This is a genomic window from Allosphingosinicella sp. (assembly GCF_036387615.1).
GTDB lineage: Bacteria > Pseudomonadota > Alphaproteobacteria > Sphingomonadales > Sphingomonadaceae > Allosphingosinicella.
Map to the genome: position 1 here is coordinate 1 of NZ_DASVTH010000034.1, position 20,393 is coordinate 20,393.

The 20,393-nt window shown below is 66.1% G+C and carries 23 protein-coding genes; 11 read left to right on the plus strand and 12 right to left on the minus strand.

The features are described from left to right. Positions 1–2: 2 nt before the first annotated feature. The 5 genes from miaB to VF631_RS06725 are packed head-to-tail and all read left to right on the plus strand — an operon-like array spanning position 3 to position 5,017. Positions 3–1,247, plus strand: a complete 1,245-nt coding sequence (gene miaB / locus VF631_RS06705; protein WP_431849507.1) for a tRNA (N6-isopentenyl adenosine(37)-C2)-methylthiotransferase MiaB — start codon at positions 3–5, stop codon at positions 1,245–1,247. After that, complete coding sequence (locus VF631_RS06710) at positions 1,247–2,251, plus strand: PhoH family protein (protein ID WP_431849508.1); 1,005 nt, start codon at positions 1,247–1,249, stop codon at positions 2,249–2,251. Before miaB ends, VF631_RS06710 begins: the two co-directional genes overlap by 1 nt. Continuing rightward, positions 2,248–2,760 carry an rRNA maturation RNase YbeY gene (ybeY, locus tag VF631_RS06715; RefSeq protein WP_431849509.1) on the plus strand — a complete coding sequence of 171 codons (513 nt, stop codon included), beginning with the start codon at positions 2,248–2,250 and terminating at the stop codon, positions 2,758–2,760. The genes VF631_RS06710 and ybeY overlap by 4 nt, the downstream gene beginning before the upstream one ends. A gap of 11 nt (positions 2,761–2,771) precedes the next feature. Then, positions 2,772–3,671, plus strand: coding sequence for a hemolysin family protein (locus VF631_RS06720; protein WP_431849510.1), 900 nt, complete (start codon positions 2,772–2,774; stop codon positions 3,669–3,671). A 5-nt stretch (positions 3,672–3,676) separates the two neighbouring features. Next, positions 3,677–5,017: a PQQ-dependent sugar dehydrogenase gene (locus tag VF631_RS06725; RefSeq protein ID WP_431849511.1), complete on the plus strand. Its 1,341-nt coding sequence runs from the start codon at positions 3,677–3,679 to the stop codon at positions 5,015–5,017. Between the two features lie 63 nt (positions 5,018–5,080). On the opposite strand, the gene VF631_RS06730 is transcribed toward VF631_RS06725, so the two are convergent. The 7 genes from VF631_RS06730 to VF631_RS06760 all read right to left on the minus strand — a co-directional run bounded on the left by VF631_RS06730 (position 5,081) and on the right by VF631_RS06760 (position 10,253). Then, on the minus strand, positions 5,081–5,815 hold the full coding sequence (locus tag VF631_RS06730; RefSeq protein WP_431849512.1) for an aspartate/glutamate racemase family protein: 735 nt from the start codon (positions 5,813–5,815) through the stop codon (positions 5,081–5,083). A gap of 147 nt (positions 5,816–5,962) precedes the next feature. Beyond that, positions 5,963–7,456: an NAD(P)(+) transhydrogenase (Re/Si-specific) subunit beta gene (locus tag VF631_RS06735; protein WP_431849513.1), complete on the minus strand. Its 1,494-nt coding sequence runs from the start codon at positions 7,454–7,456 to the stop codon at positions 5,963–5,965. Further along, a complete protein-coding gene (locus VF631_RS06740) occupies positions 7,456–7,740 on the minus strand; it encodes a proton-translocating transhydrogenase family protein (protein ID WP_431849514.1) in 285 nt (94 codons plus the stop codon). Before VF631_RS06740 ends, VF631_RS06735 begins: the two co-directional genes overlap by 1 nt. A gap of 9 nt (positions 7,741–7,749) precedes the next feature. Beyond that, the gene (locus tag VF631_RS06745; RefSeq protein WP_431849515.1) at positions 7,750–8,427 is read right to left on the minus strand and encodes a hypothetical protein; all 678 of its coding nucleotides are present in this window, start codon (positions 8,425–8,427) and stop codon (positions 7,750–7,752) included. 125 nt (positions 8,428–8,552) lie between these two features. Continuing rightward, positions 8,553–8,975 carry a hypothetical protein gene (locus VF631_RS06750; protein ID WP_431849516.1) on the minus strand — a complete coding sequence of 141 codons (423 nt, stop codon included), beginning with the start codon at positions 8,973–8,975 and terminating at the stop codon, positions 8,553–8,555. Further along, positions 8,972–10,099, minus strand: a complete 1,128-nt coding sequence (locus tag VF631_RS06755; protein ID WP_431849517.1) for an NAD(P) transhydrogenase subunit alpha — start codon at positions 10,097–10,099, stop codon at positions 8,972–8,974. Before VF631_RS06755 ends, VF631_RS06750 begins: the two co-directional genes overlap by 4 nt. Positions 10,100–10,115: 16 nt before the next feature. After that, positions 10,116–10,253 (minus strand): aa3-type cytochrome c oxidase subunit IV, encoded by a 138-nt coding sequence (locus tag VF631_RS06760; RefSeq protein WP_431849518.1) that lies wholly within the window; start codon positions 10,251–10,253, stop codon positions 10,116–10,118. A gap of 138 nt (positions 10,254–10,391) precedes the next feature. Between VF631_RS06760 and VF631_RS06765 the strand changes: the two genes are divergently transcribed. After that, on the plus strand, positions 10,392–11,849 hold the full coding sequence (locus VF631_RS06765; protein ID WP_431849519.1) for a sigma-54-dependent transcriptional regulator: 1,458 nt from the start codon (positions 10,392–10,394) through the stop codon (positions 11,847–11,849). A 33-nt stretch (positions 11,850–11,882) separates the two neighbouring features. Beyond that, entirely contained in the window at positions 11,883–12,632 is a 750-nt protein-coding gene (locus VF631_RS06770; protein WP_431849520.1) for an SDR family NAD(P)-dependent oxidoreductase, read from the plus strand. Between the two features lies 1 nt (position 12,633). On the opposite strand, the gene VF631_RS06775 is transcribed toward VF631_RS06770, so the two are convergent. After that, positions 12,634–13,278, minus strand: a complete 645-nt coding sequence (locus tag VF631_RS06775; protein ID WP_431849521.1) for a prolyl hydroxylase family protein — start codon at positions 13,276–13,278, stop codon at positions 12,634–12,636. Between the two features lie 111 nt (positions 13,279–13,389). Between VF631_RS06775 and VF631_RS06780 the strand changes: the two genes are divergently transcribed. Both VF631_RS06780 and VF631_RS06785 read left to right on the plus strand, forming a co-directional pair. Continuing rightward, positions 13,390–14,031: an SGNH/GDSL hydrolase family protein gene (locus VF631_RS06780; RefSeq protein ID WP_431849522.1), complete on the plus strand. Its 642-nt coding sequence runs from the start codon at positions 13,390–13,392 to the stop codon at positions 14,029–14,031. A gap of 72 nt (positions 14,032–14,103) precedes the next feature. Further along, positions 14,104–14,526 carry a DUF4383 domain-containing protein gene (locus VF631_RS06785; protein ID WP_431849523.1) on the plus strand — a complete coding sequence of 141 codons (423 nt, stop codon included), beginning with the start codon at positions 14,104–14,106 and terminating at the stop codon, positions 14,524–14,526. Here VF631_RS06785 and VF631_RS06790 read toward each other — a convergent pair. Continuing rightward, on the minus strand, positions 14,523–14,699 hold the full coding sequence (locus tag VF631_RS06790; protein WP_431849524.1) for a hypothetical protein: 177 nt from the start codon (positions 14,697–14,699) through the stop codon (positions 14,523–14,525). The genes VF631_RS06785 and VF631_RS06790 overlap by 4 nt on opposite strands. 252 nt (positions 14,700–14,951) lie before the next feature. After that, entirely contained in the window at positions 14,952–15,881 is a 930-nt protein-coding gene (locus tag VF631_RS06795) for an L-threonylcarbamoyladenylate synthase (RefSeq protein ID WP_431849525.1), read from the minus strand. A gap of 52 nt (positions 15,882–15,933) precedes the next feature. On the opposite strand from VF631_RS06795, the gene VF631_RS06800 reads away from it, so the two are divergent. Together VF631_RS06800 and VF631_RS06805 are read left to right on the plus strand one after the other, a co-directional pair. Further along, positions 15,934–17,661 (plus strand): acyl-CoA dehydrogenase, encoded by a 1,728-nt coding sequence (locus VF631_RS06800; protein WP_431849526.1) that lies wholly within the window; start codon positions 15,934–15,936, stop codon positions 17,659–17,661. A gap of 79 nt (positions 17,662–17,740) precedes the next feature. Next, positions 17,741–19,348, plus strand: a complete 1,608-nt coding sequence (locus VF631_RS06805; protein WP_431849527.1) for an ATP-binding protein — start codon at positions 17,741–17,743, stop codon at positions 19,346–19,348. On the opposite strand, the gene VF631_RS06810 is transcribed toward VF631_RS06805, so the two are convergent. Next, entirely contained in the window at positions 19,349–19,696 is a 348-nt protein-coding gene (locus VF631_RS06810; RefSeq protein WP_431849528.1) for a GntR family transcriptional regulator, read from the minus strand. 33 nt (positions 19,697–19,729) lie between these two features. Continuing rightward, positions 19,730–20,326: a nitroreductase family protein gene (locus VF631_RS06815; protein ID WP_431849529.1), complete on the minus strand. Its 597-nt coding sequence runs from the start codon at positions 20,324–20,326 to the stop codon at positions 19,730–19,732. Positions 20,327–20,393: the final 67 nt, after the last annotated feature.

Here is a 20,393-nt window from a genome sequence, read left to right on the forward strand (position 1 = left end):
AGCTGCTTGCCGCGCAGGGCATGCAGGCCGTCGACGGCGGCGAGGCCGATCTGGTGGTGCTCAACACCTGCCACATCCGCGAGAGAGCGGCGGAGAAGGTCTATTCCGACATCGGTCGGTTGAGGCGCGAGGATGGATCGCGGCCGATGATCGCGGTCGCCGGGTGCGTGGCGCAGGCGGAAGCGGCCGAGATCCCGCGTCGTGCTCCGAGCGTCGACATCGTGGTCGGCCCGCAGGCTTATCACCGGCTGCCGGGCATGATCGCGGCGGCCGCGGGCGGAGGGCGAGCCCTCGACACAGACATGCCCGCGCAAACCAAATTCGGGGCTCTTCCCGCCCGCCGCAGCCAGGGGCCAAGCGCTTTCCTGACGGTTCAGGAAGGCTGCGACAAGTTCTGCACCTACTGCGTCGTTCCTTACACGCGCGGCGCCGAGATTTCCCGTCCCTGGAGCGCGATTCTCGACGAGGCCAAGGCGCTGGTCGACATGGGCGCGAAGGAGATCACGCTTCTCGGCCAGAACGTGAATGCCTGGGCGGATGTTGATGGGCGCGGGCTCCACCACCTGATCGCAGCCCTGGACCGCATCCCGGGCCTGCACCGTATCCGCTACACGACCAGCCACCCCAACGACATGAGCGAGGGCCTGATCCGCGCCCATGCTGACGTCGAAAAGCTGATGCCGTTCCTGCACCTGCCCGTGCAGTCGGGGAGCACGCGGATTTTGAAGGCGATGAACCGCAGCCACGGCCGAGACAGCTACCTGCGGCTCATCGAGCAGATTCGTGCGGCTCGGCCCGACATCGCCGTTTCCGGCGATTTCATCGTCGGCTTCCCAGGTGAGACGGACGCGGAGTTCGCTGAAACGCTCGGCATCGTCGCCGAAGTGAACTACGCGCAGGCTTACTCGTTCAAATACTCGCCGCGGCCGGGCACGCCGGCTGCGGCGATGGACCAACAGGTTGCACCGGAGATTATGGACGAAAGATTGCAGCGGCTGCAGGCGCTCCTCAATGAGCAGCAGCATGCGTTCAACCAGGCCAGTGTCGGCCGGCGCACCGACGTGCTGATCGAGCGCCGCGGCAAGAAGCCGGGCCAGATGCTCGGCAAGTCGCCCTGGCTCCAATCCGTGCACGTGCAGACGGGCGCCCGTATCGGGGAGATCATGGAGGTCGAGATCGTCTCGGCCGGGCCGAACAGCGTCGGCGGGCGTGCGGCCGCGCCGGCCCTTGCCGAGATCGCAGCCTGATGGCTCAACCCAAGAAGCCGGCCACGGCCGCCACGCCGCCGCGCGCCCGCGTCGAGCTCCAGTTCGCCGAACCGCATTTGCTCGGGCCCTTGTTCGGCGAGTTCGATCGCAACCTGGTCGCGATCGAGGATCGGCTTGGCGTGTACATCGCGGCGCGCGGATCGCGCGTGCAGATCGAGGGTGAGCCGGAAGCCGCCGCGCGCGCCCGAGACGTGTTGCAAGGCCTCTACAACCGACTGGATGAGGGCCACGACATCGACGCGGGGATGGTCGATGCGGTGATCGCCATGTCCGGTCAGCCGGTGCTGGACGGGATCATCTCGACGGATGTCGCCGAGCCGCCCAAGGTGATGATCCGGACGCGCAAGAAGACCATTGTTCCGCGCTCCAAGACTCAGGCCCTCTACATGGAGGCGCTTGGGCGTGACGAGATGATCTTCGCGCTGGGTCCGGCCGGGACGGGCAAGACCTACCTGGCGGTGGCGCAGGCTGTGCAGCAGCTGATCGGCGGCTCTGTGGATCGGCTGATCCTGTCACGCCCGGCGGTGGAAGCCGGCGAGCGGCTTGGCTTCCTGCCCGGCGACATGAAGGAGAAGGTCGACCCCTATCTGCGTCCGCTCTACGATGCGCTCTACGACATGCTGCCGACCGAGCAGGTCGAGCGGCGGATCGCGAGCGGCGAGATTGAGATCGCGCCGATCGCCTTCATGCGGGGCCGCACGCTCGGGGACGCCTTCATCATCCTCGACGAGGCTCAGAATACCACGCCGCAGCAGATGAAGATGTTCCTGACCCGCTTCGGCATGCGCAGCCGGATGGTGATCTGTGGGGATCCCAAGCAGGTCGATCTGCCCAACCCGGGCATGTCCGGGCTGGCCGACGCCGTGACGAAGCTGGAGGGCATCCCCAAGATCGCGACGGTCCGGTTCAGCTCGGCCGACGTTGTCCGGCACCCGCTCGTGGGCAGGATCGTCGACGCTTATGAGGGAACGCAAAGCGCGTGATCACGGTCGAGGCTGACGTGTCCGAGGAATGGGACAGTAGGATCGATTGGAGCGCCCTGTCGGATCGCGCCGTTCGAGCGGCTTTGGAGAAAAGCGATTTCGCCAATCTCATCGAAGCCCCGCTCGCGATCGAGGTTTCCGTCCGCTTCACCGGCGACGAGGAGGTGCGAGCGCTGAATGCGACCTATCGCGGCAAGGACAAGCCCACGAACGTCCTCTCCTTTCCCATGGTCGAGCCCGAGCTGATCGATCAGATTGCAATCGGGGGCGAAGGCGAGTTGCTGCTCGGCGATGTTGTTCTCGCGCGCGGCGTGTGCCTTTCCGAGGCCGCGGAAAAGCGCGTCCCCGTCGAGCACCATGCGACGCATCTCGTGGTCCACGGAACCCTCCACCTGCTCGGCTATGATCACGAAAAGGGTGAGGACCACGCGGACGCAATGGAAGCCGTGGAGCGAGATGCGCTGTCTTCGCTGGGAATTGCCGATCCATATCTTTTGACGGAGGTTTGAAGCCCGCCACCATGCCTGACGAGGACGACAGTCGAAACGGCCGAGCGGACCGGCGCACCTTTTGGGGCGGACTTCGCACGCTCCTGTTCGGTGACGACAACGAACCGACGCTTCGCGACGAGATCGAGGAAGCGATCGACAGCCATGAGGGCGAGGTGCCCGCGGTCGGCGATCTCAGCCATGTCGAGCGGCAGATGCTGCGCAATCTGCTCCATTTCGGAGAGAGCGACGTCGGCGACATCGCGGTCCCGCGCGGAGACATCATCGCGGTGCCGGTCACGACCAGCTTCGGGGACCTCGTCGCAGCATTCGCGGAGGCTGGGCACAGCCGGCTGCCGGTCTACGAGGAGAGCCTCGATCACGTCATCGGCATGGTGCACATCAAAGACGTCTTCGCTTTGAACGTCACCGGCGCGAACCCGCCGGACGACTTGCGCACCTTGCTCCGCGCGCCCCTGTTCGTGCCGGAATCCATGGGAGTGCTTGATCTGCTGGCCCGCATGCGCGCCGATCGCGTGCATCTCGCGATCGTCGTCGACGAGTTTGGCGGGACGGAGGGCCTGGTCACCATCGAGGACGTGGTCGAGGAAATCGTCGGCGAGATCGAGGACGAGCATGACGAAGAGCCGGCAGGCATGCTGATCCCGCTCGAAGACGGCATGTGGGATGCCGATGCCCGGGCCGAGCTGGAAGAGGTTGCGGAAACGGTCGACACCCGCCTCGGCGACGTCGAGGAAGATGTGGACACGCTGGGCGGGCTGGCGGTGATCCTGGCCGGGCACGTGCCGCAAACCGGGGAGATCGTGGCGCATCCGAGCGGCTGGCGGCTGGAAGTGACGGACAGCGACGCGCGGCGGGTCAATCGGCTGCGGCTGCACGCACCGGAAGAAAGCGTTCTGGCGGAGTTGTAAGGCTGATGCGAAACGCCCTTCTGATCGCGTCATTCGGCGCCGTCGCCCTCGCCGGCTGCGGGGAGCGGGCGAAACTGGACGTGGCCGAGGGGTTCGGCCCGGATCCGAGGCTGCCCGCGCCGGTCAAGACGCTGATCCCGACCGTCAACATCGCCGAGCGGACCGGCTGGCCTGCCGGTGGCATGCCCACCGCCGCGGCCGGGCTGCGAGTGAACGGCTTTGCAGCGGGGCTCGACCATCCGCGCTGGATGACAATGCTCCCCAATGGCGACATCCTGGTCGCGGAAAGCAACAAGCCCCCTAAGCCAAAGGAGGCGAAAAGCGGCGGGCTAAAGGATTGGTTTGCCAGCCGCGTGATGAAGAGCGCGGGCGCGGGTGTGCCGAGCGCGAACCGGATCACGCTCCTTCGCGACGCTGACGGCGACGGCGTGGCGGAGTTGAAGACGCCGTTCCTCACCGGCCTTTACTCGCCGTTCGGAATGGCCCTGGTCGGCAGCACCCTCTATGTCGCCAACGCGAACGCGCTTATCGCCTATCCCTATGTGGAGGGCGCGACCCGGATAGACGCGCAGCCGCGAAAGATTGCCGACCTGCCCGCCGGGCGCAACCACCATTGGACGAAAAGCCTGGTCGCGAGCGCAGACGGATCGCGGCTCTATGTCGGCGTCGGATCGAACAGCAACGTCGCCGAGCATGGCATGGCGGAAGAGCAGGAGCGCGCCGCCATCCTGCAGATCGACGCGGCAACCGGCGCCAAGCGGGTATTCGCCTCGGGTCTCCGCAACCCGGTCGGGATCGACTGGAACCCTGAGAGCGGCGCCTTGTGGACTTCGGTCAATGAGCGCGACGAGCTCGGCAGCGATCTTGTTCCCGATTACATGACCAGCGTTCGTCCCGGCGGCTTCTACGGCTGGCCGTGGAGCTATTACGGTCAGAATGTCGACGCCCGCGTCAAGCCTGCGCGGCCCGATCTGGTCGCCCGCGCGATCAAGCCGGATTACGCATTGGGGCCGCACACCGCCTCGCTCGGCCTCACCTTCTCGGATGGCGCGCGGCTCGGCCCGGCGCTCGCGAACGGCGCGTTCATCGGACAGCACGGCTCGTGGAACCGCAAGCCACGCAGCGGCTACAAGGTGATCTTCGTTCCGTTTCAGGCAGGGCGCCCGGCCGGCGCGCCGCGCGACATCCTGACGGGTTTCCTCAGCAGCGACGGCAAGGCGCTCGGCCGACCGGTGGGCGTCCAGATCGCGCGGGACGGTGCGCTGCTCGTCGCCGACGATGTCGGCAACGTCATCTGGCGCGTCAGCTTGCCGGCTCGGCCAGGAGCGGCAGGATCAGCCGGCTGAATTCCGCATCCCCTGTTCTTGCAGGGGAGGCTGCGACCGACCTAAGCTCCTGTCAATCCAGGATCATGCAGCCGCTTCAGCCGGCTGGCTGAAGGCTGCGCCAATCTCCGCGCCGAGGATCCAGTCGACGGCCGCCTGTGCGTGCAGCGCGGTGGTGTCGTAGACCGGGAGAACGTTGGCGTTGGGATCGACGAGCAGGACGAGCTCGGTGCAGCCAAGGATCACCGCCTGCTGCCGGGCCTGGCCCATGATGGTAAGGCAGGTCTTCAATGTACGCTGCGAGATGCGCGATACGGTGCCGCGAACCAGTTCCTCGAAGATGATGCGATCGATCTCCTTGGCAGTGCCGGGATCGGGGACCGCAACCGCGATTCCGTGGGCTTCGATCCGGTCGCGGTAGAAGCTGTCGCTCATGGTGAAACGGGTGCCGATCAGCCCGGCTCGCTTGACTCCGTCCTTGACCAGCTTGGCCGCGGTCACATCCCCGATATGGATGATCGGAATGCCGATCTCTCCGGCGAGGCGGTCGTAGAGCTTGTGCGCGGTATTGCTGCATAGGATGAGGCCCTCCGCCCCTGCCTGCTCCAGTCGCTTGGCGGAGGCAGTGAGAACATCGCCCGCGCCCTGCCAGTCGCCGCTGGTCTGGAGCTGGCTGAAGCTTTCGAAATCGAGGTTCTCGATCAGCAGCGGCGCCGAAGCGAGCGGGCTCTGACGCCGGATCACGCCCTTGTTGATCTGCTCATAATACATGGCGGTCGAGACCCAGCTCAGCCCACCGATCATACCCAGCTTACGCATTTCCGCCCCTTGCCTGAGACCCCGCTGGCCGCCTGCTCGGCAACAAGCTTAACCCCCGAGCGCAATTCTTGACAGGGCCGCCGCGCAACTTGTCCACCGCTATGTCTCGGCTCGTCGCGCGGCGACGGGCGCACCTCGGATCCGGAGCTAATGGCCCATGTTCTTGACGATCTCCTCGACCACTTTCTTGGCGTCGGCGAGCAACATCATCGTGTTGTCGCGGTAGAAGAGCTCGTTGTCCACGCCGGCATAGCCGACGCCGCCCATCGAGCGCTTCACGAACAGCACCGTCTTGGCCTTTTCGACGTCGAGCACCGGCATGCCGTAGATCGGGGAAGTTTTGTCGGTCTTAGCGGAAGGGTTGGTCACGTCGTTGGCGCCGATCACGAACGCAACGTCGGAGCGGGCGAACTCGGAGTTGATGTCCTCGAGCTCGAACACCTTGTCATAGTCGACGCTGGCTTCGGCGAGCAGCACGTTCATGTGGCCCGGCATGCGGCCGGCGACCGGATGGATCGCATATTTGACGCTGACGCCCTCGGCCTCGAGCAGGTCCCCCATCTCGCGCAAGGCATGCTGGGCCTGCGCGACGGCCATACCGTAGCCGGGGACGATGATGACCTGCTCGGCCTGCTTCATCAGGAAGGCCGCGTCCTCGGCCGAGCCGCGCTTGTACGGCCGATCAATCGCGCCGCCTCCGCCGGCGATCGCCGCGTCGCCGCCGAAGCCGCCCGCGATCACGCTGATGAAGCTGCGGTTCATCGCGCGGCACATGATGTAGCTCAGGATCGCGCCAGACGAGCCAACCAGCGCGCCGGTGATGATCATCGCGCTGTTGCCGAGCGTGAAGCCCATCGCCGCCGCGGCCCAGCCCGAATAGCTGTTCAGCATCGAGACCACGACGGGCATGTCCGCGCCGCCGATCGGGATGATGAGCAGGAAGCCGATCAGGAAGGACAAAGCCGTCACGGTCCAGAACACCCATGGAGACTGGTCGGTTAGGAAGTAGCCGATCAGGCCAAGGATCGCGGCGATTATGCCGAGATTGATGATGTGACGGCCGGGCAGCATGATCGGCGCGCCCGACATGTTGCCGTTGAGCTTCAAAAAGGCGATCACCGAGCCCGAGAAGGTGATCGCGCCAATCGCCATGCCGAGCCCCATTTCGACGCGGCTGACCGGGTCGATGCTGAAGAAGGAGGGGCTCGCGATCGGCGTAATGCGCGTCGCGATCCCGAACGCCTCCGGATTCAGGTAGGCGGCGGCCGCCACAAGAACGGCGGCGAGGCCGACCAGGCTGTGGAAGGCGGCGACGAGCTGCGGCATCGCGGTCATCGCGATCCGCCTGGCAGTGAGCAGGCCGATTGCGGCGCCGATCGCGATCGCCGCCAGGATCAGGCCGAGCGTGACCCAGTCGATGTTGCTCCCCGCCGCCGCCCCGTCGAACGGGCCGCCCGCTTGGAACGGCAGGTGGGTGACGAGGGTGGTAACGACCGCGATGGCCATGCCGGCCATACCGAGCCGATTGCCGCGGCGCGAGCTTTCCGGGCTGGAGAGCCCGCGCAGCGCGAGGATGAACAGCGAGCCCGAAATCAGATAGGCGAGCGCCGCCCAGGCCGGAGTTTCGGCGGCCTCGTGCATCAGCGCCGCTCCTTTTTCTTGTACATGGCGAGCATGCGCTCGGTGACGGCGAACCCGCCGAAGATGTTGATGCTGGCCAGCACGACGCCCAGGAGGCCGAGCCATTTGGCCGCGGCCGAGCCCGCCTCCGCCGCCGCGATCAACGCGCCGACGATGATCACCGAGGAAATGGCGTTGGTCACTGCCATCAGCGGCGTGTGCAGCGCGGGAGTAACGCCCCAGACCACGAAATAGCCTACGAAGCAGGCCAGCACGAAGATCGAGAAGATCGCGATGAAGCTCATCAATCGTCCTTAGTAGAAGCGGTACGTGGTCGTCTTGACCACTCCGAACGGCTGGTACGGCATCGCCTCGGACACTCGGACCCGCATCTTGCCCTCGGCTTCGCCTAGAGCAGTGAAGCGCGCTCCGAGTACGGAAACCTCTTTCGGCATTTCGCTCGATTTGAAATTGACCGGCGCGGTCAGCCTGTCGGCCTGCGGCCCGCAGCCAAAGGCTATCATGAAACTCTCAAGCGAGTAGATGTTGAAGAAGTTTCGACGCTCGCTTCCGACGAAGCAGTCGGCGCGTAACGTGTTCGGATCAACACTCGCGTAAGGCGTCGCGGAAAGCGGCTTCAACTTGCGTGGGCGTTTGCCGGCGATCGTCAGCAAGCCCTTGGTCTCGCTGATTGCGTTGAACCAGCCGTCGAAGTCGCCGTCACGATCATCGTCCACAAGGCAGGGCTGGAAGGACGCGCCGATCAACTTCTGCTTCGGCACGGCAGGCATGCAGAAGATGGCGCCAGCCTGCGAGGTGACCTCGACCAGTTGAGTTCCGGCGGCAAGGGGCGTGCCTCTCACCTGCGAAGCTTCGCGCAATTCCGCCAATCCGCTGGGCAACAAGCGCTGCTTCAGGACATAGTCGCCGCTGGCCAAAACCAGCTCGCCAGCCGGAGCTGGTACCGGCTGGACGAACCACATATTCCGCATCGTGCGGTCCTGGGCGGCTACGGGCGCAGCTAACGCTCCGCCTAACAGCGCTCCCAATATAAGATTCGCCGATCCGGTTCGGCCGCTCAGGCGAATGCGCACCCAGCATGAAAGCGGAAATGACCTCACCGGGCGGAGCTCCTCCAGTGGTCGCGGGGCACCAGCCGGTATTCCAGCAGCCTCAGCATCTGGAAATGATGCTTGCGCCAGCGATCGTCCCGGAAGGTCGTACAGGTGATGCGCCCGACCTTCACATCCGCGGCGCGGGTGACGGCTGCGGAGCCGTAACGCCGGCTCAGCGCGTCCGTGATCCAGGCCTCGCGCGCCGCGTAAGCCGCCCGCCAGCGATCTTCCACGCTGGCAGGATTATGCCCGAGGCAAAGCACTTCCCGCTCCTGCGCCAGCTCCGACGAAAGCCGGAGCGCGCCATAGACGGACAGGTCCGGCGCCCGGCTCCACCCGGCCCCGATGGGATAGTCGCGGGCCTGGCTGGCTGTTGCCGCAAGCGCGAGCGCAACGAGACACAGCGAACGGACCTGCGCGTTCATCCCAGCAGCCGCTGGTTGACGACTTGGCCGCCGCGCGTGAGGCGGACGCCTTGGACGATTTCGTCCTCGTCCGGCAGCACTGGGCGCTTGGCATCTTTGTCCCAGAAGGCGGACAGGAAGTTGAACAGGTTGCGGGAGTAGAGCGCAGAGGCGTCGGCCGCGAGGCGGCTCGGCACGTTGCGATGGCCGACGATGCGTACACCGTGGCGCTCCGCCACTGCGCCGAGCACCGCGCCTTCGACATTGCCGCCCTGCTCGACCGCCAGATCAACGACCACCGAGCCCGGCTTCATGCTGGCGAGCTGGGAATCGGAAATGAGCCGCGGCGCAGGGCGGCCGGGGATCAGCGCGGTCGTGATCACGATGTCCTGCTTGGCGATGTGAGTGGAGACGAGCTCGGCCTGCGCGGCCTTGTATTCGTCCGACATCTCCGTCGCGTAGCCGCCCGCGCCTTCGCCTTCGATGCCCTTCACCTTCTCCACGAAGATGGCCTTCGCGCCGAGGCTCTCGATCTGCTCCCTGGTCGCCGCGCGGACATCCGTCGCCGAGACGATCCCGCCCAGCCGGCGGGCGGTTGCAATCGCCTGGAGGCCGGCAACGCCGACACCCATGATGAACACGCGCGCGGCGGCGATCGTGCCCGCCGCCGTCATCATCATCGGAAAGGCGCGGCCATATTCGGCGGCGGCGTCGAGCACCGCCTTGTAGCCGGCGAGATTGGCCTGGCTGGACAGGATGTCCATCGATTGCGCGCGCGTGATGCGCGGCATGAATTCGAGCGCGAGCGCCTCCAGGCCGGCGGCGGCATAGCCGTCGACCCGGCCACGCTCCCCGAACGGGTTGAGTGCGGCCACCACGAGCGCGCCCGGCGCCGCGCCGGCCAAGGCGGCGGGGTCTGGACCCTGCACGCCGAAGATCGCCTCGGCGCCGTTCAGCACTTCCTGACGGGGACCGACCATGGCTCCGGCCGCGACATAATCGGAGTCGGCGATCGAGGCGGCCATGCCCGCCGCAGTCTCGACCGACAGACTGGCGCCGAGCCCGATGAACTTCCTGACCGTTTCCGGGGTTGCTGCGACGCGGCGTTCGCCGTCGGCCGTCTCCTTCAGGACTGCGATTTTCACCCCCCGCGCGTCCTGATCAGGAGGAGATGATGATTACGACGATCATCGCGACGATGAAGCTGATGATCGTGCCCCATTTCATCATGGCGGAGAAGCGATCGTAGCTCTTCACATGCGCCTGGATGTCGGTGTTCGCCTCGCCCTCGACTGCCATCGCGTCCTCTGCCTGTCCGTGTTGGCCGATCCTTATCAATGCCGGGCGCGGCTGGAAAGGGCCGCAGCCCTGATGGTGACCTTAAGCGGCCCTTTACCGGAAGCGGCTAAGGCGGGCTCTCCGGACCAGAGGAAAGCCATGCGGCCTGAAGCCACACGTTGCCTATTGCTGATCGACGACGAGCCCGCGCAGCGTCGGCTGGTGACCGCGATTGGCGCGCGCGCCGGCTGGTGGGTGATGGGCGCTCCCGACGTCGATGCCGCCGCCCGATTGCTTCAGGACGACCCCGGTAAGGATGTCGACGCGATCCTGCTCGATCACTGGCTGCCCGGTCCGGCCGGCACCGAGGTGATCGAACAGATCAGAGCACTTCGCCCGGACCTGCCGCTGCTGATCCTGACCGCCCAGACTTCCGTCGCGGTGGCGGTGGAGGCGATGCGGGCCGGCGCGCATGATTTCCTGGTCAAGCCGCTGGCACCGGATCGATTGCTGGCCGCGCTGAACGCGGCGACTGATCGGCGCCAGCGCGGCGGTGAGCTCAGGCCCTTGTCGGAGAAGATCTCCAAGACGCTCGCGTTCGACGAGATCGTCGGCTCCTCGCCCGAGTTCCGTTCAACCCTCGCGATTGCGGCCAAAGCGGCGCGGGCGCGAGTCTCCGTTCTGATCGAGGGCGAGAGCGGATCGGGCAAGGAAGTGATCGCCCAGGCGATTCACAGCTCGAGCCCACGCGCCAAGCGACCGATGTTGACTGTCAATTGCGGCGCGATTCCGGAGAATCTGGTCGATTCGGTGCTGTTCGGGCACGAGAAAGGTGCGTTCACGGGCGCATTCGACCGCCACATAGGCCGGTTCGAGGACGCGGACGGATCGACCATCTTCCTCGACGAAGTCAGCGAACTGCCGCTCGAGACCCAGGTCAAGCTGCTGCGGGTGCTGGAGACGGGCGAGTTCCAGCGGCTCGGCAGCCGGATCTCGCAGACCGTGGATGTGCGGATCATCGCCGCGACCAACCGCCGCTTGATCGACGAGGTGGCACGCGGCACGTTCCGCGAGGATCTTTATTACCGCCTCAATATCGTTCACACGGCCCTGCCGCCGCTTCGCGCCCGCGCCAGCGACATCCCGGCGCTTGCCCGTCACCTGCTCGGCCGGATCGCCGAGCAGCCCGGCATGCGCCACCTCAGCATCACCGATGACGGACTTGCCGTGCTCATGTCCTACGGCTGGCCCGGGAACGTCCGCCAGTTGCAGAACGCGCTGTTTCGCGCCGCCGTTCTTTGCGAGGGAAATGCCCTCACCGCGGCCGACTTTCCGCAGATCAAGCAGGAAGCCACTTTCTCCAAACGCGCCGACGATTACCATGCGCGCCCGCTCAACGGCGCATCCAACGCCGCGGCGCTGTCGCATGGTCCCGGCATCACTCTCTATGAGTCCGACGGGAATTTGCGGCCGCTGGAGGACATCGAGGCGGACGTGATCCGGCTTGCGATCGGCCATTACCGCGGCCGGATGACAGAAGTCGCCCGCCGGCTCGGGATCGGCCGCTCGACGCTGTACCGCAAGCTAGGGGAGCTCGGCATCGACAACGCTGCGTGACGAACGCGCCCAAGCTGCGCTAGATCGGAACTCATGTCCGACTTCTCCAATGCCGTCGCCCTGATCACCGGCGCCGCGTCCGGAATCGGCGCCGCGACCGCCAGCCTGCTCGCACAGCGCGGCGCAAAGAAGCTGATCCTGTGCGACTCGCAGGAGGGTAAGCTGGCGGACTTCGCCTTTTCCCTGCCGAGCGAACGCCAGCTGCTGATTGGCGACGTCGCCGATGAGCGGCTCTGGACGGAGGCGGATCTGTCCGGCCTGACCCACGCAGTCGTGAATGCCGGCATCGGCCATGCCGCGCCAATCGCGGAGACCAGCCTTGCCGAATGGCGGCGCGTCATGGCGGTCAACCTCGACGGCGCGTTCCTTGCGCTCAGGGCCGCGATGAGGGCGATGCGGGACGGGGGTTCGATCGTCCTCACGGCGTCGGCAGCGGGCTTCAAGCCCGAGAAAGGCATCGGCGCCTATGCCGCGTCCAAGGCTGCGATGATCCAGCTGGCGCGCGTGGCAGCCAAGGAAGGCGCGCCGCGCATCCGCGTCAACGCGATCGCCCCGGGCGGGACGCAAACCCCGCTCTGGTCGGACCAGCCCTTCTTCAACGATCTTGTCGAGAAGACGGGCAGTGAAGAGGCCGCCTATCGCGAGATGGCTGGCTCAGCGACGCCGCTCGAGCGGTTCGCGCAGCCGGAGGAGATCGCGGCCCAGATCGTCTTCCTGCTCTCCGAGGAGGCGGCGTTCACGACCGGCACCTGCCTGGTCGCGGACGGCGGGTACTCGCTCTAGGCTACTCGTATCCCCATTTGCGGCCGCGGAACCACTTGGTGACGATGTATTTGGTCCCGGCCTCCACCGGCATGCCCTGGTGCAGTGAATAAGTATTTGGCTCGCCGGCCAGATCGAGGTTGTTCCAGATGATGAGGTTGCCTGTCTTGGGCGTGATCCGAACGCCTGCGCGCTCGAAATAGGTCTGGCCGCCCGCCGACACGTCGTTGAGGCAACCCATTGCAGTCCATGTGCGCTGGCCGCCGACCTTCTCCTGCGCCGGGAAATAGGGCTGGTCGGTGTAGAAGAAGTCGTGGTGCGGCTTGAACTGCTGGCCGACGGCATAACGCTGGCCCTGCAGTGTCTCGGCATACTCCGCCGGAAGCCCCAGGAAATGGGCGATGCGATGATCGATCTGGTTGACCAGCGAATCAGAGGCCTGGAGGTCGCAGGTCTGGCTTGTCCGGAACTCAGGGTCGGGTTCGTCGGCGAGCAGACCGGAGGGCTTCAGGTCCGAGTCGATCCGCTTGATCAAACCCGCACATTCCTGCGCTGAAAGGAAATTGCGCACGACGTAGATCTCGAGCCCCGTCGCGGGCACTTTGAAGGCGCCTGGTCGCTTGGCAAGCGTGTTGCGGACGATCTCGCCGACTTCCCACAGAAACATACGAACATCCTGACGCTGATTGTCCGGAGGAGTAGCGGGCGGGGACCGCTGCCCGCAAGCGCCTGACCCCTTTGCCAGACTCGTTCGTTGGCCGGCAGCAAAGGAGAATCCATGCCCCACCTTGTCCTGCTCGGCGATTCGATCTTCGACAACGCAGCCTATGTGCCCGGCGGACCGGACGTGGTGAAGCAGGTCCGCGCCGCGCTCCCGCCCGGCTGGTCGGCGACCTTGCTTGCTGTCGACGGCGCGGTGACCCGCAGCGTCGGCGCGCAGCTTAGCCGGATTCCCGGGGACACGACCCACCTCGTGCTCAGCGTCGGCGGCAACGACGCGCTCGGGACTTCCCACATCCTGGGCGCGAGCGCGCGGACAGTGGGCGAGGCGGTGCTCATGCTCGCCGGCGCGCAGGATCGCTTTGCCGGGGACTATGATCAGATGCTCGAAGAGGTGCTCGCGCAGGGGCTCCCGACCGCGCTCTGCACCATCTACGACACGCCGCCCTCGGCGCCGAACCACAAGGTGATCAAGGCTGCATTGTCGCTGTTCAATGACCGGATCACGCGCGCGGCTTTCACGCATTGCCTGCCGCTGATCGACCTGCGCCTGCTGTGCGCGGAGGAGGGCGACTACGCCAACCCGATCGAACCTTCCGTGCAGGGCGGAGCGAAAATGGCGAATGCGATCGCGGCGCTCGTCACTGGCGCAGCGGGGCCCCGATCCCAGGTGATCGCCAGCGTGACGGAACCGTTATGAGTTGCAGCCCGTTGGTGACTTGCCCGAAGTGAGGGCCTGTACGCGTAGCCAGGACAATCAGGGAGATTGGTCATGAATACACGTACTTTCGCGCTTGTCTGGGGCATTCTGTTCCTGCTGGCAGGCGCGTCCGGCTTCATCCCCGGCCTGTGGCATCCGGCCCCCGCCCATTATCCGGAACTGGCGGTGGACTCGTTCTACGGCGATGCGATGCGGCTGTTCCCGGTCAACATTTTGCACAACATCGTGCACCTGCTGTTCGGCGTATGGGGGCTTCTCGCATATAAGAGCCTTTCGGCGTCCAAGAATTACGCGAGGATCGTTGCGATCAGCTACGGTCTGCTGATCGTGCTCGGGCTCATCCCGGCCACGAACACGCTATTCGGGCTGGTTCCGATTTTCGGCAACGATGTGTGGCTGCACGTCATTCTTGCTGTCCCGGCTGCCTATTTCGGCTTCGTTCACCGCGACGCAGTGATCAGTGACCGCCGTTAAGCTCCGGCTCGGAGCCCAGCGGGTTCAAGGCTCGCCTGGCGAGCGGCGGGTTGCGGCTTGTAAGCCAGCGCCGCGCCGATCAGCGGCAGGTTCCGCTGAACGGCGCGGTGAAGGCTGACCGCACCTCCGATCAGCACGGTCAGGAAGTAAAGTGCGATGATCGCCTGAAGCATGTCAGGCGATCACTGCCGGGCCGACCGCCGCGCTGATGAAGATCATGGTGGCGAACAAGGTAGCGATGCCGGAGGCGGCGATCTGAGTGAAGTTGATGCTGGACACGTAAGTTCTCCCAAAACGAGTTGATGGGCGCTGCATACCGATCCGCCTGGAAGATGCTTTTCCTGTTCGACGGCGGAGGCGGGGGGAGCGACGGACGTGCTCAGGTCGCGACGTATGTCGCCGGATGGGCGACGAAACCGTGATTGTTATTCTTGCGAGGTCCGCGGCGCCGCCGCCCGGCACAGGCGGTCGTTGATCGCTAGCCCCGTGCCGAATCGCGGAATCGGGGCGACCGCAATTCGCGGCGCGGCTTCGCCGTCGGCCCGGTGCAGGGCGGCGAACAGCCGGACCGCCGCTTCGTCAAGATCGCCGGACGAACTGAGATTGTAATCGCCACTGATCGCGCCGAAGCCGATCAGCCATTCGCCGGCGTCGGCCCGCGTGACGTCGAGACGTAGCGGCTTGGTTGGCGCGTAGTGGCTTCGAAGCTGGCCGGGCGCTTCGATTCTGGTGGCGGATTGGGGGGGCCCAACGGCGGTTCCAAGATCGATCGGCCCTGGCCGGAGCAAGAGCAGCTTCCCGTCCGTCGCGCGAATAATCGTCGATTCCAGCCCGACCTCGCCTGGCCCCCCGTCGAGCACCAGCGGAATCCGACCTCCCAGCGTCTTCAGCACGTGCGCGGCGGAGGTGGGGCTGATCGTGCCGCTCGCATTGGCGGATGGCGCGGCAAGCGGTCGCCCGGTGGCGGCGAGCAGGGCCTGCATGACCGGGTGCTTCGGGCAACGCAGCGCAACCGTGCCCAGCCCGGCGGTAACGGCGTCAGCAATCCCCGCCTCCGGCCGGAGAGGGACGACCAGGGTCAGCGGGCCAGGCCAATATGTCTCCGCAAGCGCTTGTGCCTGCTCGGAGAAGATCCCGATCTCCTGGGCCTGCGCGAAATTGCGCACGTGGACGATCAGCGGATTGAAGCCGGGCCGGCCCTTGGCAGCGTAGATGCGTGCCACAGCCTCGCCGTTGGTGGCGTCGGCGGCGAGGCCATAAACGGTTTCTGTGGGCACGGCGACCGGATGACCCGCCAGGATCAGCTGGGCGGCTTTGGCGATTGCGGCGTCGCTTGCGGGCAAGACTTCGGTCACGCGCCCGCCTTAGCCGCTTGCGCTCACGCCGTCATTCCAGCGAAAGACGGGAATGACCTATACGCCGCCCATTGCCGAACAGCGCTTTCTCCTCCGCCACATCGTGAAGCTCGATGAGCTGACCGGCCACAACGCATTCGCGGAAGCCACGCCCGACCTTGTCGATGCCATATTGGAGGGGGCCGGCGCTTTCGCGGCAGGCGAGTTCGCGCCGCTGAACCGGGTCGGCGACCAGGCAGGGGCGCGATGGTCTCCCGAGGGCGTGACGATGCCGCCGGGCTTTAAAGACGCCTACCGCGCCTATGTCGAGGGCGGCTGGGGCACGCTCGCGGGGCCGGTCGAGCATGGCGGCCAGGGCCTGCCCTTCACGCTCGCCACCGTCGTGATGGAGGATCTCGGCTCGGCCAACATGGCCTTCTCGCTGTGCATGATGCTGACGCCCGGCGCGGTCGAGGCGCTCAAGCATCACGGCTCGCCGGAACTCCAGCGGACCTGGCTGCCGAAGCTGATCAGCGGCGAGTGGAACGGCACCATGAACCTGACAGAGCCGCAGGCCGGCTCCGACGTTGGCGCGCTCCGCACGCAGGCAAGCCCGCGCGGCGACGGCACCTACGCGATCAAGGGCACAAAGATCTTCATCACCTTCGGCGAGCATGATCTGACTGACAATATCGTCCACCTGGTGCTCGCCCGCCTGCCGGACGCGCCGGCCGGAACCAGGGGCATCTCGCTCTTCCTGGTACCCAAGTTCCGGCTCGGGCCCGACGGCGCTCCCGCCGAGCACAACGACGTGCGCTGCGTCTCGATCGAGCACAAGCTCGGCATTCACGCCTCCCCCACTTGCGTCATGTCGTTCGGCGATGCGGACGAGTGCGTCGGATGGCTCATCGGCGAGGAGGGCGGCGGCATGCGCGCAATGTTCACGATGATGAACAATGCGCGGCTGAACGTCGGCCTGCAGGGTGTATCGATCGCTGAGCGGGCGACGCAAGCGGCGGTCGCCTATGCCTCGAGCCGAGTACAGGGTTCGCGGGCGGGTTGGGCGCGACGTGAGCCGGTGGCTATCATCAACCATCCTGACGTGCGCCGCATGCTGCTGCGCATGAAGGCGCTGACCCAGGCCGCGCGCGCGCTGACCTACTATACGGCGGGCCTAACCGACCGTGCGTCGTTGGGTGATCGCGATGCCCAGCTTCGCGCGGACCTGCTGACGCCGCTGGTCAAGGCCTATGGCACCGATGTCGGCGTTGAGGTGGCGAGCCTGGCCGTGCAGGTGCATGGGGGCATGGGTTTTATCGAGGAGACCGGGGCCGCCCAGCACTATCGCGACGCTCGCATCGCCCCGATCTACGAGGGCACCAATGGCATCCAGGCCGCCGACCTGGTGGGGCGAAAGCTCGGGCTGGAAGGCGGGGCCGTGCTACAGCGTTTGCTGGCTGAAATCGGGCAAGATTCGGCTGGCTCGTCGGCCTTGCGGAGCTTGGTGGAAGCGTGCGTCGCGGTCGCCGAGCATCATGGGCGGTCGGAGCCGGAGGATCGGCTGGCCGGCTCCTATCCATTCCTGACGATGCTCTCCGTCACCGTCAGCGGCTGGCTGATGGCCAAGCAAGTCCAGGTGCTGGATGAGGAACTCGAGCCGACCTTCCGGAGCATGAAGACGGCCGCCTGCCGCTTCTATCTCGACCAGGTCGTGCCGGAGGCGCTGGGACTCCAGGCCGCCGCCACCGCGCCGGCCTCCATTCTTTACTCGATCCCCGAGGAGGCCTTCGCGGCCGGCTGACATACTGTCATTGCAGCGTTCGCGCCACATTGCGTGGCTCTGGGCTCCCGGCCATAGCTTAGGCCTGAGAGGGCCGACCATGGGCAATTATTTCGACATCCTGACGCGGGCGCGCGATCTTGCCCCGCATGGTTACTGCCTGCTCTGGCAGCCCGAGCTGATCTGGACGCATGTGATCGGGGACGCGCTGATCGCGGCGGCCTACTTCTCGATCCCCATTGCCATCGTCCGCTTCGTCACCGGTCGCAAGGATATCGAGTTCAGCTGGATTTTCTGGCTGTTCGCGCTGTTCATCGTCGCGTGCGGCACCACCCACCTGATGGCGATCTGGACATTGTGGAACCCGGATTATGGTTGGGAGGCGCTGATCAAGGTTGTCACCGCCATAGCCTCGGTCGGCACCGCGATGGTGCTTTGGCCTCTCATCCCCCGGGCCCTCGCCATTCCCTCCCCGCTTCAGCTGCGCGAGGCGAACGCTCAGCTCTTTGAGCGGGTGCGCGAACGCGACAGCGCGCTGGAACGGCTGCACCGCGAAATCCAGGATCGCGAGCGGGCCGAGGCCGCGTTGATCCAGGCGCAGAAGATGGACGCGGTCGGCCAGCTCACCGGCGGCATCGCGCACGACTTCAACAACCTGCTCGCGGTGGTGATCGGCAATCTCGACATGATCGGCCGCAAGTCGGAGGATGAACGCACCCAGCGCCTCACGCGCAACGCGCTTCAGGCGGCCGAGCGCGGCGCCAGGCTCACCGGGCAGCTGCTCGCTTTCTCGCGCACGCAGCGGCTGGAGGTCCGGCCGACCGAGGTGGGTCCTCTCGTCGAGGGCTTGCGCGATCTCCTCCGCCAGACGCTCGGCCCATCGATTGAGCTGGAGTTGGAGATCGCGGATGCCGCGGCCCCGGTGCTCGCCGACCCGACTCAGCTCGAACTCGCCATTCTAAACCTTGCAATCAACGCGCGCGACGCCATGCCGGAGGGCGGGAAGCTTAGAGTGTCGACGCGCACCCTCCATGTGGATGACGACCCTGACCTGACGGACGGAGATTATCTCGAGCTCAGCGTGCTCGACACGGGGTCCGGCATGACGGCTGAAGTTGCGGACCGCGCCTTCGACCCCTTCTTCACGACCAAAGAAGTGGGACAAGGCACCGGGCTTGGTCTGTCGATGGTGTACGGCGTCGCCAAGCAATCGGGGGGCGTGGCCCGGATCAGGAGCGCGCCCGGCGAAGGCACGACCGTTTCCGTGGTCCTGCCGCGCACTCACGAGCCGGTGCCGGACTTCAAGGGGCTGAAGCCCGACGATGCCGGCGCCGCCCCGGAGAACGCGTCGGTGCTGGTGGTGGACGATGAACCGGAGGTCCGCCGTGTGCTCGCGGAGACTCTGCAGGAGCTTGGACACAGGGTAACGACCGCGTCGAATGGCCAGGAAGCGCTCGCCCAGCTGGAAGCGGGGAGCTTCGATCTGCTGATGCTCGATTTTGCGATGCCGGGCATGAACGGGGCGCAAGTGGCCGAAGCCGCGCGACGGCTGCGGCACGATCAGAAGCTCGTGTTCGTCACCGGCTATGCCGAGACCGCGGCCATCGAAGCCGCCGCCAGGGAAGCGCCGATCTTGCGCAAGCCGTTTCGCACGAGCGATGTCGCCCACGCGATCAAGGCCGGTCTGCGGGAACGAAAGACGAGCTAATCAGGCCAGCGCGCGGTCGACCAGGTCTTCGGCGTCGAGGCCGAGCAGGCGGATGTGCGCGGCGATGGCGGGCCAGCGCTGTTCCAGGAATTCCTGGCGGGCGCTGGCGCGGAGCTTGGCGGCAGCTCCCTGAGCGACGAACATGCCGACACCGCGTCGGACAACGATCAGGCCTTCGTCCTGGAAGGTCTGATAGGCCTTGGCGACCGTCAGCGGATTGGCGCCATGTTCGGCGGCGAGGCTGCGCACCGAGGGCAGCGGATCGCCATCACCAACGCTGCCGGCGAGGATCTTGGCGGCGATGTTGTCGCGAAGGCGGAGGTAGACAGGGCGATCGTCGTTGGCCATCGCCTGATGTAGTGTCGTAACACAGCAGCCCAGTCAAGTCCCGCTCTCGAAGGACGGCGCCCAGGTGCTCACGATCCGGTCATAATCAGGACGGGGACGCTCCTCCAGGGGCGTGCCGGGCGTGCCGATGAACATGAAGCCGGCGATCGTCTCGCCGTCACGTCCGAAGGCGCGGCGCACTTCATCCGAGTAAGTCGGCCAGCCGGTGATCCAGCCGCCCGCGAAGCCGAGCGCGTGCGCCGCGTTGAGCAGGTTCATGCAGGCCGCGCCGGCCGACAGCTGCTGTTCCCACACCGGCACCTTGTGGCCCTCGATCGGGCTGGACAGGACCACCACCAGAGCGGGGGCCTGGTTGGCATAACGGGTAACCGCCTCCAACTCCGGCCGGGTCGGGTCCGCGCAGCCGATCCGGAAAGCGCGGTGGAGCAGAGCTTCCAGCGCGGGCCGATCCTCCTTGCGCACGACGATGAAGCGCCAGGGCGAAAGCTTGCCGTGATCGGGCACGCGCATGGCGATCGAGAGAATGTCGCGCAACTGCTCGGCGTCCGGCCCGGGCTCGATCAGGTCGCGTGGGCGGCCGGAGCGGCGGGTGCGCAGGAGCGAGAGGGCGGACGAGCGGTCGTTCAACATAGGGGAAGCAGGCCGCTAGCAGTGTCACGGGCCAGCAACAATGCGCTTGGCATGTGCGTTTTGCACG

Excerpts from the sequence above, each read along its gene's own strand:
- VF631_RS06770 (WP_431849520.1), top strand. The coding sequence starts at position 11,883 with ATGTCCGACTTCTCCAATGCCGTCGCCCTGATCACCGGCGCCGCGTCC.
- VF631_RS06800 (WP_431849526.1), top strand. The coding sequence starts at position 15,934 with ATGACCTATACGCCGCCCATTGCCGAACAGCGCTTTCTCCTCCGCCAC.
- VF631_RS06740 (WP_431849514.1), bottom strand. The coding sequence starts at position 7,740 with ATGAGCTTCATCGCGATCTTCTCGATCTTCGTGCTGGCCTGCTTCGTA.
- VF631_RS06710 (WP_431849508.1), top strand. The coding sequence starts at position 1,247 with ATGGCTCAACCCAAGAAGCCGGCCACGGCCGCCACGCCGCCGCGCGCC.
- VF631_RS06780 (WP_431849522.1), top strand. The coding sequence starts at position 13,390 with ATGCCCCACCTTGTCCTGCTCGGCGATTCGATCTTCGACAACGCAGCC.
- VF631_RS06815 (WP_431849529.1), bottom strand. The coding sequence starts at position 20,326 with ATGTTGAACGACCGCTCGTCCGCCCTCTCGCTCCTGCGCACCCGCCGC.
- VF631_RS06760 (WP_431849518.1), bottom strand. The coding sequence starts at position 10,253 with ATGGCAGTCGAGGGCGAGGCGAACACCGACATCCAGGCGCATGTGAAG.
- VF631_RS06805 (WP_431849527.1), top strand. The coding sequence starts at position 17,741 with ATGGGCAATTATTTCGACATCCTGACGCGGGCGCGCGATCTTGCCCCG.
- VF631_RS06810 (WP_431849528.1), bottom strand. The coding sequence starts at position 19,696 with ATGGCCAACGACGATCGCCCTGTCTACCTCCGCCTTCGCGACAACATC.
- VF631_RS06750 (WP_431849516.1), bottom strand. The coding sequence starts at position 8,975 with ATGAACGCGCAGGTCCGTTCGCTGTGTCTCGTTGCGCTCGCGCTTGCG.
- VF631_RS06745 (WP_431849515.1), bottom strand. The coding sequence starts at position 8,427 with ATGCGGAATATGTGGTTCGTCCAGCCGGTACCAGCTCCGGCTGGCGAG.
- VF631_RS06765 (WP_431849519.1), top strand. The coding sequence starts at position 10,392 with ATGCGGCCTGAAGCCACACGTTGCCTATTGCTGATCGACGACGAGCCC.
- VF631_RS06720 (WP_431849510.1), top strand. The coding sequence starts at position 2,772 with ATGCCTGACGAGGACGACAGTCGAAACGGCCGAGCGGACCGGCGCACC.
- VF631_RS06790 (WP_431849524.1), bottom strand. The coding sequence starts at position 14,699 with ATGCTTCAGGCGATCATCGCACTTTACTTCCTGACCGTGCTGATCGGA.
- VF631_RS06735 (WP_431849513.1), bottom strand. The coding sequence starts at position 7,456 with ATGCACGAGGCCGCCGAAACTCCGGCCTGGGCGGCGCTCGCCTATCTG.
- VF631_RS06725 (WP_431849511.1), top strand. The coding sequence starts at position 3,677 with ATGCGAAACGCCCTTCTGATCGCGTCATTCGGCGCCGTCGCCCTCGCC.
- VF631_RS06775 (WP_431849521.1), bottom strand. The coding sequence starts at position 13,278 with ATGTTTCTGTGGGAAGTCGGCGAGATCGTCCGCAACACGCTTGCCAAG.
- VF631_RS06785 (WP_431849523.1), top strand. The coding sequence starts at position 14,104 with ATGAATACACGTACTTTCGCGCTTGTCTGGGGCATTCTGTTCCTGCTG.
- VF631_RS06730 (WP_431849512.1), bottom strand. The coding sequence starts at position 5,815 with ATGCGTAAGCTGGGTATGATCGGTGGGCTGAGCTGGGTCTCGACCGCC.